Here is a 12,198-nt window from a genome sequence, read left to right as displayed (position 1 = left end):
ACTCATGCTGGCAACAGTCCGTCGATTGCGGTGGCCAGTTCCACATCAAGACTGCTGAGGCCACCGAGATCATGGGTGGTTAGATCGATCGACACGCGGTTGTAGACATTGCTCCAGTTCGGATGGTGATTTTTGGATTCGGCCAGTAGGGCCACCTGTGTCATGAATCCAAACGCCTCCACGAAGCTCTTGAATTGCAGATCGCGGTGCAGCCGTTCCCCCTGCACTCTCCAGTTGGGTAGTTCTGTGGCGAGCGCCGAGATCTGGGTGGCGTCGAGACGTTCAACCGTCATGCGATCTCTGATTAACCCCTCCATCGTGGCGGGATCGTGGCCCCTAAGGGAGGTCCCTGTCGTGCTGCCCAAGATCAATGCAATAGGCCCAGAATTTTTGGACCCAACGCGGCTTGGGATGGAGGTTGGCAACGCTCAGCACCGCCATAGAAATGATTCCGAGCACGACCGCAAACGCTGGATCGATCCAAACCCAGAACAGGACGATCAAAACGCTGATTACAACAATCCGACGAACCTGTCCGAATGTCATGGAGCTGACCCTCAATCACTTAAGTCATGCAATCGATCAATCATCAGATCGGTGTCTGTATCGATGCCGTTATCTGTTTCCCAGGCATTGGGGTCATGTCGTACCTGAATGGCTTGATTGATCCGTTCTGCATTGCGAAGACTCAACAGGGTTTGAGGCTTGGCTGAGGAGTTCTGCGTCGTGGAACGAGGTGCCGTGACGCTGGATGGTTCGCCGAAAAGGTGGCAGGCGATCGTTCTGTTGTGAGCAGCGCTGCGGTGCTCCCAGAGGTACACGGCTTGCCAGGTGCCTAGCAAAAGCTGTCCTCCACTGACGCTCAGGCTGAGGGTCTGGCTGGTCAGTGCTGTTCGGATATGGGCCGGCATGTCATCCGCTCCTTCGTCGTTATGCAGATAACGGCGGTGTTCTGGAACGGCATCCGCCATCCATGCATCAAGGTCCTGCAGAACCCGTGGATCTGCGTTTTCATTGATCGTGAGGCTTGCACTGGTGTGCAGACACGTCAGGTGCAGCACGCCCTGGTCAAGGCCCGTGCTGCGGATCCAGGCGTTTAACCGATCGTCCAGACGGGTGAATCCCCTCCCAGGGGTTTGGACTGAGATCTGATGCAGGATCTGCTGAACTCCCACCGCTCTCCAGCGTTCTCTTCTTACTTTGCGTGCTTCAGCTCCGTCTGACCCCATGGCCAGTCCCTCTGCCCCCGAACTGACGCTGCTTTTTGACGGGGGCTGTCCGTTGTGTGTGCGTGAAGTTCGTTTTCTGCAGCGGCGTGACCGTCAGGGCCGGCTGGAATTTGTCGATATCGATGCTGCGGATTACGACCCTGAGGCCCATGCCGGCATCAGCTACCGAGTTGCCATGGGCCGCATTCATGCCATTGCGGGCTCCGGTGAGGTGCTCCGGGATGTGGCGGTCTTCCGCGAGGCGTATCGCCTGATTGGTCTGGGGTGGCTGTACGTACCGACCCGCTGGCCGGTGATCGGCGGCGTGGTCGATTGGATCTATGGGATTTGGGCGTCCCGGCGGCTTCAGCTCACTGGGCGAGCGGATTTGGAGACCCTGTGCCGAGGCCGATGTGAGTTGAACTGACCGGCTTACCGGATGGTCGACGGCTGTCGATAGATCAGTTTGAGCGGCCAAAGAGCCATGGGAATGGCGAGCCCAAAGGCTGCGCGCAGCATCAGTCGGCGCATCGATGCAGGAAGACTGAACTGCTTCACCATGCCCTGCATCGCAGCTTCGATGCCACCCCCAGAGTCGTTAAATTGATCGAAAGGAGAGCGAGATGGCTTCTGCCGCAACGGCTTGGGGGCAGCTAGGAGCCCATTTGCGTGAAACACAGCTGCTGGGTTCGATTCAGAGCACCCTGTATTGGGACCAGAACACCCGCATGCCCTCTGGTGGTGCACCCTGGCGAGGTGAGCAGCTCACGCTTCTGGCGACCCAGCTTCATGCCCGTCAGAGCTCCGCGGCCTATGCGGATCTGCTGGCCGTAGCTCGTGAGCATTGGAACTCCGGTGAACGATGCCCCGAGCAGGGCCGCAATTTGGATTTGCTGGAGCAGGACCTGTGCAGACAGCAGGCTCTCGATCCAGCCCTGGTCGCTGCATTGGCGACGGCCAAAGCCAAGGGGTACAACCTGTGGCAGCAGGCTCGAGCAGCGTCTGATTTCAGTCTTTTTGCACCGGCGCTTCAGACGTTGATTGACCTGCGCCAGGAGCAGGCCAACCAGCTGGACGAGCTTCGATCGTGCTGGGAAACCCTGGCTCAACCCTTCGAACCGGACCTTCGGCTTGAGCGTCTCGAGGCTCTGTTTGCTCCGTTAAGGCAACGGTTGCCGCAATTGGTCGCTCAGGCATCCACCCGCCCACGTCCACGATCAGCGGACTGGGATCTCGAGGAGTCGAGCCAGCAGCAGCTCTGTGATGAGCTTCTCGGTGCCTGGGGCCGCAACCCCGCCATCACCTGTATGGCCCGCTCTCCCCACCCCTTCTCCATCACGTTGGGACCGGCGGATTACAGGATCACCACGCGTGTGGTGCCAGGTCAGCCGTTGTCGTGCTTCCTGGCCACCGCTCATGAGTGGGGTCACTCCCTCTATGAACAAGGGCTCCCGGACCAGAGCCATCAGTGGTTTGCCTGGCCGCTGGGTCAGGCCACCTCGATGGCCGTGCACGAAAGTCAGTCGTTGTTCTGGGAGAACCGCGTTGCCCGGAGTCGTCCGTTCGCGGAGCAGTGGTGGACCCGTTTTGCTCAGGCTGGAGCTCCCTTCACCTGTGCCCAGGACATGTGGCAGGCCATGAACCCCATCTCGCCCGGCTTGAACCGCGTTGAAGCTGATGAACTCAGCTACGGCTTACACATCCTGATCCGCACTGATCTCGAGATCGCTTTGCTCGAGAAGGGCTTGGCCGTAAAGGATCTTCCCGGCGAGTGGAACACGCGTTATGGGGAGCTCTTGGGGGTTCGCCCCATGAATGATGCGGAGGGATGTCTTCAGGATGTGCACTGGAGCGAAGGCTTGTTTGGCTATTTCCCGTCGTACCTGTTGGGGCACCTGATCAGTGCGCAATTGAGTGAAGCGATGACGGAGGCCATCGGTGCTCCTGAAGACCATGTGCATCGCGGCGATGTCACGCCCCTACTGGATTGGCTCCGTGAGCACGTGCACCCGCTGGGACGCAGTGTGAATGCGGAGCAATTGGTTGAAAAAGTCAGCGGTCGCCCCTTGAGCACTGAAGCCTTCCTTGGCTATTTGGAGAGCAAACTTGATCGCTTGCACCAGGCGTCCCAGCCTCTACAGGTTTGATTGGCCGAGGCGGCCCGTAGGATGCGCCGCGCTGTCCATCGCCGTTTATGGCCAACCTCGATCAGGCACCCAGCCGCAGCATGCCCAACCTGCTGCACGTGCTGCCGGCCTTCGCTGATGAAGCCGAACTTCGTCTCAACACGATCGTGGAGCTCAACTCCAACACGATCAACAAGTACGAGCTGATCACTGAAACAGGCCATCTCAAGCTGGACCGCGTCGGTTACTCCTCTCTGGCTTACCCCTTCGCCTACGGGTGCATTCCCCGCACCTGGGATGAAGACGGTGATCCTCTCGATATCGAGATTGTTGGTGTCACTGAGCCCTTGATTCCTGGTTCGATTGTGGAAGCCCGAATCATCGGGATCATGACTTTCGACGACGGTGGCGAAGTTGACGACAAGGTGATCGCTGTTCTTGCCGATGACAAGCGCATGGATCACATCAAGAGCTGGGAAGATCTCGGTGATCACTGGAAGAAAGAGACCACCTATTACTGGGAGCACTACAAGGATCTGAAGAAGCCTGGTACCTGCACTGTGAACGGTTTCTTTGGAACTGAAAAAGCCATTGAGATCATCAAGAGCTGTGAGGCCCGCTATATGGCTGAGATCGATCCCAAGCTGGTGGACTGAACAATCCAGTTTTCGGCTGCTGATCGGGCGGGGGATTTCCCCGCCTTTTTCATGTCTCAGCGCTGGAACATGTTCACCAGGACGGCACGGCGTGCCTGGGGGTGTTGCGGGTGACCGCAGTGGGCGCCGCGCTGCGATGAGAGCACCATGTCTCCTGCCTTGGCATACAAGGCGATGGCTTCAGCCCCTTGGAGCTGACTGAATTCAAACGGTCCCAGACCGTGGCGTTTGTTGTAGCGGGCATTGCGCCACCAGAGCCGTCGTCGGCGTTGGGACTTGGGCACAAAGCAATAGGGACCATCGGCCAGCGATTGCACATCACTGAGGTAAACGAAGGATTTGAATTTCAGGGAGCGTCCATCGCAGTGGTAGCTGCGCGTGTCCTGAACACCCCTGTTGATGTAGAGATTGCGGCACTTCACCCGCAGACGATTGAAGCTGCTTGCCAGAAGCAACCGCTGAATCATGGATTCCTGAAGACACTCTCGGATGCTGGAGTTCAGGCTTTCTGAGAGGCGCTCTGGATGAAAGATGTCGATCATTCCCGCATCGCTGCCGCTGCGGCCATCGGGGCGTTTAACCCGGTAGTTGATGACGGCCCGATCCGCATCGCGGAACTGGTTGTAGCCCTTCAGCACACGGTGATCGGGAAGATTGAGATAGGCCTGGGAGGCGAGGCGACCGTGATCTCCTGATTCGATTTCTTCGAGCAGCTCGCCAACATCCCTGTTGATCGATGCGATCAGTTCAGGAGGTGCAGCTTCACGTAGGCAAATGATCCCCCGTCGACGCAGCGTCCAGGCGGCGGCAAGAAAGGTTCTGCGGTTGTTGAGGAGGTCGGAGAAGCGAAAACTGATCGACTGGACCTCCTGGCTGAGGGCATTGCCGTCGAGAAGGGTTGGCCGTGCCGGTGCGATCGCCGTGGAGGTCAACACGCAGGAAAGAGAGTTGGAGAAGGGTACCGCTAGATCGCTGGTCTCATGCTTGAGACCAAAAAGAATCTGAAGAGTTTGGCTTGGTCACTCGGTGCTGCGGTTTTTTCTCGCACTGATGAATACGTTGAGACCAATGGGTCTTGTGCGTCTCATGAGGTGGTCGTTGGCTCCGGTGCTGGTGGGTGGTGTGTTGGCGGGATCTGGGCTGCCGTTGCTCCCCGCTAACGCTGCTGAAGTGGCGTTGCAGCGTGTTCCGCGTGAGTCACGCATTGTTCTCGACCTCAGCAATCGACGCATCAGTCTTGTGCGGGGTGAGCAGCGGCTTGGATCGTGGCCAGTGGCCATCGGAGATCCCAATACGCCCACCCCCAGGGGGGAGTTCGCCATCCTCACCAAAAAAGTTGATCCCATCTACGTGACTCATAAGTCGGGTCAACGGCGGGAGTTGCGCGGACCTACCAGCCCCATCGGTGATCGTTACATGGCCTTTCACCGCAATGGGCGCGGTGAGTTCGGAATCCATGGAACGGCATGGCCGCAGTGGGTTCAGATCCGTGCGGCCGTCAGTCTTGGCTGCGTGCGCATGCTCAACAGCCACATCCGGCAGCTGTTTGATGCAGTTGATGTGGGCACACGCCTTGAGATTCGAAGTTGATCAGGCTTCGGGACGAACGGTGTCGAAGATCTCTTTAAGGATCTCTCCTGCACCCTGATCTTTGAGGGTGTGGGCGAGGGAGAGGCCGATGGCTTCGGGGTCGCTGGCGGGGCCGCTGGCTTGGTCGCGAATCAAGCGTTTGCCGTCGAGGCTGGCCACCATGCCTATGAGGATCAGTTGATCGCCTTCGAAGCGGGTGTTCACGCCGATGGGAACCTGACAGCCGCCCTCCAGTTCCCGCAGAAAAGCGCGTTCGGCCAGGCAGCGCTGGGAGGTGGGCATGTGCTCCAGCACCTTGATTGCCTCCATTACTTCAGGCTTGCCCTCCACGCATTCAATGCCCAGTGCTCCCTGGCCAACGGCGTGCAAGGAGATGTCGCCCGGGATCAGTTGGTGGATCCGATCGGCAAAGCCCAGGCGGCCAAGACCTGCTGCAGCGAGGATCAGGCAGTCGTAATCGCCGCTGTCCAGCTTCTCCAGCCGGGTGATCACGTTCCCCCTCACGTCCTTAAAGATCAGGTGGGGGTAGTGGTGACGCAGCTGGGCCAGGCGCCGCAGGGAGCTGGTTCCCACCACAGATCCTTCCGGAAGCGTGTCGAGCTTGTAGGCCTGGTTTTTGGCATTCACGACCAGTGCGTCAGCCGGGTCTTCCCGCTCGGTGATGACACCGAGCATCAGCCCCTCAGGAAGGTTGGTGGGAAGGTCTTTCAGGGAGTGGACGGCGATGTCCGCACGATCCACCAACATCTGGGCTTCCAGTTCCTTTGTGAACAGGCCTTTGTCGCCGATCTTGGCCAGGGCAACATCCAGGATTTTGTCGCCCTGGGTCGCCATGGCCTCCACGGTGATTTTTAAGCCTGGATGGGCCTTTTCCAGTTCCGCTTTGACCCAATTGGTCTGCACCATGGCCAGCTGGCTGCGTCGTGAGGCGATGCGCAGTTCGGTGAGGGCCATGTACAAGGCGAATCAGCCGCCCAGCCTACGCTTTTGGGCAGTTCTCCATTGATTGGAACCGTTGAGGTTGTGAAGCTTCGAAAGAGAAGCCTGTCTATGTGAAGAACGCGTAACATTCTTGTGCCGCGTAGGACCCTCATGCCAGGCCCCGTTGTGAATGGCGTTCGTCAGGTTGGAGCGATCGGCTCGGTTGCCCCTGAACCCCAGGAGCAGGACACCATGCTCCCCTTGGTGGCCGAAGGATGCATTCGTTTGATCCTGTTGTGCAGTGGTGACGTCCTGATGGCGCGGCTTCGGCACACCACCGATCGTGATGGTGACCACGCCTATCAGTTGCTTCGGCCGCGTCTGGTTCGCTCGGCTGTAAAACCTTCTGAAGATGGTCAGCTGCGCTGGGTGCTTCAGCCTTACCTGGCGGGACTGACGTCCCAGCACAACCTTGTGCTGTTCAAGGCGGCAGTCGCTTCTGTGCTCGAGCCAGATCCTCGTCTGCTTCAGGCCTATGCCTCGGAGACGCGTCAGGAATGTCCTCTTGAGGAGACACCGGTGGAGCGCTTGAAGCGTGCCTTTCAGGAATTTACGGAGACCTTCGAAAGTCCTTCGTAACTGATGCCCTGAATTTTTATTTTCTCCAAAGGAAAACCCCAGTCTCAGACTGAGGTTTGATCTCTTCCGTGTGAGGAGGGCGTCTCAATTCCCTCACGGTAGTTATAGGAGCCCATCGGGGCTTTGAGCTAGGGGGGGATGTACTTATGTATTACTCCCGAGACTGTTCGATGACAGCCTCGGGTTTGTGACCTACTTGATGTATTCCTTGAGCACCCCATTGCGGTTGGGATGGCGCAGCTTGCGCAGGGCCTTGGCTTCGATTTGACGGATCCTTTCGCGGGTCACATCAAAAATCTGGCCGATTTCCTCAAGGGTTTTCATGCGTCCGTCGTCCAATCCGTAGCGGAGGCGAAGCACATCGCGCTCGCGGGGGCTGAGGGTTGCCAAAACTCCCTCGAGGTCTTCACGTAACAGGTTCTTGGCGACGTCTTGTTCGGGGTTCTCGATATCTGCTTCGATGAAATCGCCCAAACGGGAATCCTCTTCTTTGCCGATGGGGGTCTCAAGCGAGATCGGCAGCTGAGCACTCTTGGCGATGAACCGCAGTTTCTCGATGGTCATTTCCATCGATTCTGCGATTTCCTCTTCCGTTGGCTTACGACCAAATTCCTGGGAGAGAACCTTGGTGGTTTTCTTGATCCTGGAGATCGTTTCGTAGAGGTGAACCGGTAGGCGAATGGTGCGGCTCTGGTCCGCGATCGCTCGCGTGATTGCCTGACGAATCCACCAGGTGGCGTAGGTGGAGAACTTGTAGCCCTTTTCGTGATCGAACTTTTCAGCTGCTCGAATCAGGCCAAGGCTGCCCTCCTGAATCAGATCCTGGAAACTCAGGCCCCGATTCATGTACTTCTTGGCAATCGAGACAACGAGGCGCAAGTTGGATTGCACCATTTTTTCCTTGGCTCGTCGGCCCAGCATTAACCGACGGCGGAAGCGGATGAGCGGCATCTCAACCAACGCGGCCCATTCTTTTTTGTCAGGTTCCCGGCCGTTGTCGCTTTCAAATTGAGACGCCAGCTCTTCGAGGTAGAGGAGATCCGCGATTTTGCGAGCGAGTTCAATCTCTTCGTCGGGACGCAGCAGGCGGATCCGTCCGATTTCCTGCAGATAGACCCGAATGGAGTCTTCGGTGTAAACGCCTTTGGGGCCGATTTTGATGCTGGCCAGGGCTTTGGCCTTAGCTTCCTTTTCAGCAGCGGCTGTTTTGGCCTTCTCTTCAGCTGTTGGTTGAGCTGTAGCTGCCTTGGCGGTCGATTTCTTAGCTGTTGATGCCTTGGTGGTGGTCTTCTTGGCGGTTGCTGCTTTCTTTGTCGTGGTTTTTGCCTTGGCGGTTTTGGCGGCTGCTTTCTTCGTTGTTCCGGAAGACTTGGCCTGATCCGCTGCTGCAAGCAGTTCATCTGCCGCGGCGCTCAGGTCCTTCGCGCTTGACTTGCTGGCTCGGCGGCGCGCGGGGGCTTTTTTGGGTTCTTTGTTGGAGACTTCCTTGACTGTGCCGTCAGCATTCGCCAGAAGAACGATGTCCGGCTTTGCAGCTTTGGTGGCAGCTGGGGTCATGGTGAAAGTCGAAGTCGGATAAAGGGGGGACGCAAAAGCGGCAACACCACACCAAAGGGTTCAGGCCCAAAAAGCCTGATCTCCTGTCAAAACGGAAGAGAACGACGCAGCTGACGCTGAGACGGAGATCATGAGCTGATGGTGGTGTCCGCGAGTCGACGAAACGCTTGGACTAGTTGTCTGTGCTGCCCGGGGTGGTCTCAGACCGGTCAAAGTGGCAAGGAAAAGACCTTGACTTCAGACTCTGTGTCTTCCCTCTGGATCGAGCGCAGGGTTGGCAGAAAACGACCAACCTGTCCAGGTTAATGAAGTCTTCCGAAGTTTGCAAGGTCCTGTCGCATCCAAGGCGCTGCGTTGATGTCTGGCTTGAGGCCGGGCGGGAGGGGCGGTCCTTCAGCTACTCCGCTGATCCGGCCATGGGATTGATGCCAGGAGACCTTGTGCGGGTGCGCCTCAGAGGTCGTGCCATGCATGGGTTGGTGGTCGCGGAGCGGGAGTGGGGAGCGGATGAACCCCCAGAACTGCAGCCGGTGGAAGCACTCCTGCAGCGGGCTGCTGTTGACCCAGATTGGTACAGCTGGTTGGAGGGGGTGGCGGACCGCTGCCACCTGAGCGCCTTTCGCACGTTGAAGGCGGCTCTGCCGGCGGGATGGATTGGTCAGGCCGGTCAGCGCTCGCTGGCGGGAGGACGTCAAATGTGGTGGGTGCAGGGCTGTGATCCCCTCGATGACGTGGGCCAACCCAGCCCCCGCCAGCGGGAACTTCTGGCTTGGTTGAAGGCCCAAGGTGGTGGCGGCTGGCAACGGGATCTTGTGGCTAGTGGGTTTGGTGCTCATTTGCTGACCCCCCTGGTTCAACAGGGTTACCTGGTGCGTGAGCGTCGGCTGGCTGAGGACAAGGTCGCTGCGGGTGCTGATCTCCGGGAGCATCCCCAGGCTTTGACCGCTGAGCAGCATGCCGTGGTCGATGCCTACCAACAGCTTTCTCCCGGGCGTGGACTGTTGCTGTGGGGAATTACGGGTTCCGGCAAGACCGAGGTGTACCTCCAACTCGCGGCCCAGGAGCTGGAGCGGGGCCGCCATGTCTTGTTGCTGACCCCCGAGATCGGTTTGATTCCCCAACTCGTCGATCGCTGCCGTAAGCGCTTCGGCTCACGCGTCGTGGAATACCACAGCGGTTGTGGTGACGCTGAGCGGGTCCGGACCTGGCGCCGCTGTCTTTCCGCGGAACAGCCATTGGTGGTTGTTGGAACTCGCTCCGCCGTGTTTGTTCCTCTAAAGCCGCTTGGGTTGATCGTTCTTGATGAGGAGCACGACAGCTCCTACAAGCAAGACGCTCCGATGCCCTGCTATCACGCCCGCGACTTGGCCTTGGATCGGGTCGTGATGCAACAGGCACGGCTTGTGCTGGGCAGTGCCACACCGTCGCTTGAGAGTTGGGTTCAATCTGGCTCCGAGGGTCCCTTGACCTTGGTGCGCTTGACCCAGCGCATTTCGCGGCAGGCCCTACCTCCTGTGCATGTGATTGACATGCGCCATGAGCTGGCTGAAGGGCACAAGCGTTTGGTGAGTCGTGCCTTGATGGACCGTCTTGCGGTGCTGCCGGAGCAGGGCGAACAGGCGGTGGTTTTGGTGCCACGTCGGGGATACAGCCCTTTTTTGAGCTGCCGCAGTTGCGGCGAGGTGGTGATGTGCCCCCATTGCGATGTGGCTCTCACCGTCCACCGTGGACAAGGTGGACGCCAGTGGCTGCGATGCCATTGGTGTGACCATCGTGAGGAGCTGGAGAGCCGCTGCAGTCACTGTGGTTCCACGGCCTTCAAACCCTTTGGAGCGGGGACGCAGAAGGTGTTGGAACTCCTCTCTCAGGAACTTGAAGGCCTTCGCTTGCTCCGTTTCGATCGGGATTCCACCGGGGGCCGTGATGGTCATCGACGCCTGCTGGACCGCTTTGCCGCCGGGGAAGCGGATGTCTTGATCGGCACCCAGATGCTGGCCAAGGGCATGGATCTGCCGCGGGTCACCCTGGCGGCGGTGCTCGCGGCGGATGGGCTTCTGCATCGCCCCGACCTTCGCGCAGGTGAGCAGGCGCTGCAGTTGTTATTGCAGTTGGCGGGCCGAGCTGGCCGAGGCGAGCGACCGGGGCAGGTGCTGGTCCAGACGTACAGCCCGGAGCATCCGGTGATCCAACACCTGGTGGATGGACGTTATGAGGCGTTCCTTGCCCAGGAAGTGGCTCTTCGGAAGGAGGCCGGCTTGGTGCCGTTCAGTCGCGCTTGTCTGTTGCGACTGTCTGGAGATTCTCCCAGCAAAACAGCAACGGCGGCAGCGGTGCTTGCTGAGCGGATCCGGCCGATGTGTCAGAGCCAGAGTTGGTGGCTGCTGGGGCCTGCCCCTGCCCCGGTGGCACGCGTGGCAGGACGGAGCCGATGGCAGCTGCTCTTGCATGGACCGGCGGGCTCCTCTCTCCCGTTGCCTCCTGGGCAGGACCTCTGGGATGGCTTGCCCCGGGGTGTGGCGCTCACCGTGGATCCTGATCCGCAGCAGCTTTGATCAAGAGGGCAGTTCCGGGAAGCCAAAGCCCAGCTTCCGCCGCACGACCTGCAGGAGCATGCTGGACGTCAGCAGCATCAGAATTACAAGCCCACCAAGGCCGAGAGGATTCCAGCGCCAGCCCCGCCAATTGATCTCGGTGGTTGTTCCGGAATGCGCTGTGCTTTGAATCCGCCCATGGTTGAGGCTTAGATGCAGCTCCAGTCCAGGAATCTCGGGCAAATCGCTGAGGTCGACGATCAGTTGCAAGTGCTGCTGCACCCCCAGCAGCCAATTGCGTTCCTCGAGCTTGAGCACTGGTGCAGGGAGCGAGATGCCCGCCGCGTGGCCAGCCACCTCAACCACAGCGGCCATCTGCTGCGCCAGATCATGCGATGACGCAACGCCGCTACTGATCTGCTGGTGTCCAGGCCCCGACTGCTTGATCTTCAGCCCGGACACCTCCCGTTCCAAATCGCGTTCAAACTGGTCTTGCCATGGCAGCGAGCGTTCCTGGGTGCTCTGCACGTCCCAGGTGAGGGCCAGTCGATCCGGACCGCGAAGCTCGAGATCGGCCTGGATCCGTACGCAGCCACTCAACAGCAGAGTGATCCCCAGCAGAACCGCCAGGACCAGCACGGCGAATCCGGCCGCCGGTGGTCGCGTCGGCCCCGTCGGTGGCGGAGGCGGTGGTTCGGGGCGCCGGGAGCGCCGCCGTCGCATGGTGCTCGGCTGCCCGCTGCCGGAGGCATTCATCTCCAGTTGCGGCATCGTCATCGACCAGCGTTCCGGACGATCCAGGCTGGGGGCCTCGAGAATCTCGAGTAGTTGTTGCGCTTGCTGGCGCAACTTGGGATCTCGGCAGCGACTGAGCAGACGACAGGTGGCGATGGCCTTGTCGTCTTGCCCCTGCCCCATCCAGGCGGTGATCATCAAGTAACGCAGCCGGGGCCCCTCGGGACTGTTGGGC

General features: G+C 59.4%; 14 protein-coding genes. 6 read left to right on the top strand and 8 right to left on the bottom strand.

The genetic code is table 11. The annotated features are described in order from the left end of the window. Nucleotides 1-2: 2 nt before the first annotated feature. The 3 genes from FZZ88_RS07420 to FZZ88_RS07410 are packed head-to-tail and all read right to left on the bottom strand — an operon-like array spanning nt 3 to nt 1,229. A complete protein-coding gene (locus tag FZZ88_RS07420) occupies nt 3-293 on the bottom strand; it encodes a 4a-hydroxytetrahydrobiopterin dehydratase (protein WP_166017398.1) in 291 nt (96 codons plus the stop codon). A gap of 43 nt (nt 294-336) precedes the next feature. Then, nucleotides 337-546: a hypothetical protein gene (locus tag FZZ88_RS07415; protein WP_166017397.1), complete on the bottom strand. Its 210-nt coding sequence runs from the start codon at nt 544-546 to the stop codon at nt 337-339. A gap of 11 nt (nt 547-557) precedes the next feature. After that, entirely contained in the window at nt 558-1,229 is a 672-nt protein-coding gene (locus tag FZZ88_RS07410) for a secondary thiamine-phosphate synthase enzyme YjbQ (RefSeq protein ID WP_206339195.1), read from the bottom strand. Between FZZ88_RS07410 and FZZ88_RS07405 the strand changes: the two genes are divergently transcribed. Next, nucleotides 1,228-1,635, top strand: a complete 408-nt coding sequence (locus FZZ88_RS07405; RefSeq protein ID WP_166017396.1) for a thiol-disulfide oxidoreductase DCC family protein — start codon at nt 1,228-1,230, stop codon at nt 1,633-1,635. The two genes, FZZ88_RS07410 and FZZ88_RS07405, sit on opposite strands and share 2 nt — an antisense overlap. A 5-nt stretch (nt 1,636-1,640) precedes the next feature. On the opposite strand, the gene FZZ88_RS12155 is transcribed toward FZZ88_RS07405, so the two are convergent. Beyond that, complete coding sequence (locus tag FZZ88_RS12155) at nt 1,641-1,769, bottom strand: hypothetical protein (RefSeq protein ID WP_255453075.1); 129 nt, start codon at nt 1,767-1,769, stop codon at nt 1,641-1,643. 62 nt (nt 1,770-1,831) lie between these two features. On the opposite strand from FZZ88_RS12155, the gene FZZ88_RS07400 reads away from it, so the two are divergent. Together FZZ88_RS07400 and FZZ88_RS07395 are read left to right on the top strand one after the other, a co-directional pair. Next, complete coding sequence (locus tag FZZ88_RS07400) at nt 1,832-3,355, top strand: carboxypeptidase M32 (RefSeq protein WP_166017395.1); 1,524 nt, start codon at nt 1,832-1,834, stop codon at nt 3,353-3,355. 47 nt (nt 3,356-3,402) lie between these two features. After that, complete coding sequence (locus FZZ88_RS07395) at nt 3,403-3,990, top strand: inorganic diphosphatase (RefSeq protein WP_115023992.1); 588 nt, start codon at nt 3,403-3,405, stop codon at nt 3,988-3,990. A 56-nt stretch (nt 3,991-4,046) separates the two neighbouring features. Here the strand turns inward: FZZ88_RS07395 and FZZ88_RS07390 are convergent, their stop codons facing one another. Further along, nucleotides 4,047-4,925: a phytanoyl-CoA dioxygenase family protein gene (locus FZZ88_RS07390; RefSeq protein WP_166017394.1), complete on the bottom strand. Its 879-nt coding sequence runs from the start codon at nt 4,923-4,925 to the stop codon at nt 4,047-4,049. Nucleotides 4,926-5,076: 151 nt separating this feature from the next. Here FZZ88_RS07390 and FZZ88_RS07385 point away from each other — a divergent pair, with 151 nt between their 5' ends. After that, nucleotides 5,077-5,580 (top strand): L,D-transpeptidase, encoded by a 504-nt coding sequence (locus FZZ88_RS07385; protein ID WP_226423694.1) that lies wholly within the window; start codon nt 5,077-5,079, stop codon nt 5,578-5,580. On the opposite strand, the gene hemC is transcribed toward FZZ88_RS07385, so the two are convergent. Further along, entirely contained in the window at nt 5,581-6,534 is a 954-nt protein-coding gene (gene hemC / locus FZZ88_RS07380) for a hydroxymethylbilane synthase (RefSeq protein WP_115095111.1), read from the bottom strand. It lies immediately after the preceding gene. Between the two features lie 138 nt (nt 6,535-6,672). On the opposite strand from hemC, the gene FZZ88_RS07375 reads away from it, so the two are divergent. Continuing rightward, complete coding sequence (locus FZZ88_RS07375; RefSeq protein ID WP_166017392.1) at nt 6,673-7,140, top strand: hypothetical protein; 468 nt, start codon at nt 6,673-6,675, stop codon at nt 7,138-7,140. Nucleotides 7,141-7,332: 192 nt separating this feature from the next. Here FZZ88_RS07375 and rpoD read toward each other — a convergent pair whose 3' ends face one another. Continuing rightward, entirely contained in the window at nt 7,333-8,697 is a 1,365-nt protein-coding gene (rpoD, locus tag FZZ88_RS07370; RefSeq protein ID WP_166017391.1) for an RNA polymerase sigma factor RpoD, read from the bottom strand. Between the two features lie 305 nt (nt 8,698-9,002). Between rpoD and priA the strand changes: the two genes are divergently transcribed. After that, the gene (gene priA / locus FZZ88_RS07365; protein WP_166017390.1) at nt 9,003-11,249 is read left to right on the top strand and encodes a primosomal protein N'; all 2,247 of its coding nucleotides are present in this window, start codon (nt 9,003-9,005) and stop codon (nt 11,247-11,249) included. Here priA and FZZ88_RS07360 read toward each other — a convergent pair. Continuing rightward, nucleotides 11,250-12,198: DUF3153 domain-containing protein (locus FZZ88_RS07360; RefSeq protein WP_230332856.1), on the bottom strand; the 949-nt coding region annotated here is incomplete at its 5' end. It abuts the gene before it with no gap.

This window comes from Synechococcus sp. PH41509 (assembly GCF_020514285.1).
Lineage (GTDB): Bacteria > Cyanobacteriota > Cyanobacteriia > PCC-6307 > Cyanobiaceae > Parasynechococcus.
Note: the sequence above shows the minus strand (reverse complement) of the source record. Positions and strands in the feature narration are given on the sequence as shown.

Bases quoted from the DNA above. Each gene is read 5' to 3' on its own strand.
- priA (WP_166017390.1), top strand. From the start codon at position 9,003: ATGAAGTCTTCCGAAGTTTGCAAGGTCCTGTCGCATCCAAGGCGCTGC.
- FZZ88_RS07385 (WP_226423694.1), top strand. From the start codon at position 5,077: ATGAGGTGGTCGTTGGCTCCGGTGCTGGTGGGTGGTGTGTTGGCGGGA.
- FZZ88_RS12155 (WP_255453075.1), bottom strand. From the start codon at position 1,769: ATGGTGAAGCAGTTCAGTCTTCCTGCATCGATGCGCCGACTGATGCTG.
- hemC (WP_115095111.1), bottom strand. From the start codon at position 6,534: ATGGCCCTCACCGAACTGCGCATCGCCTCACGACGCAGCCAGCTGGCC.
- FZZ88_RS07395 (WP_115023992.1), top strand. From the start codon at position 3,403: ATGGCCAACCTCGATCAGGCACCCAGCCGCAGCATGCCCAACCTGCTG.
- FZZ88_RS07420 (WP_166017398.1), bottom strand. From the start codon at position 293: ATGACGGTTGAACGTCTCGACGCCACCCAGATCTCGGCGCTCGCCACA.
- rpoD (WP_166017391.1), bottom strand. From the start codon at position 8,697: ATGACCCCAGCTGCCACCAAAGCTGCAAAGCCGGACATCGTTCTTCTG.
- FZZ88_RS07410 (WP_206339195.1), bottom strand. From the start codon at position 1,229: ATGGGGTCAGACGGAGCTGAAGCACGCAAAGTAAGAAGAGAACGCTGG.
- FZZ88_RS07405 (WP_166017396.1), top strand. From the start codon at position 1,228: ATGGCCAGTCCCTCTGCCCCCGAACTGACGCTGCTTTTTGACGGGGGC.
- FZZ88_RS07400 (WP_166017395.1), top strand. From the start codon at position 1,832: ATGGCTTCTGCCGCAACGGCTTGGGGGCAGCTAGGAGCCCATTTGCGT.
- FZZ88_RS07415 (WP_166017397.1), bottom strand. From the start codon at position 546: ATGACATTCGGACAGGTTCGTCGGATTGTTGTAATCAGCGTTTTGATC.
- FZZ88_RS07375 (WP_166017392.1), top strand. From the start codon at position 6,673: ATGCCAGGCCCCGTTGTGAATGGCGTTCGTCAGGTTGGAGCGATCGGC.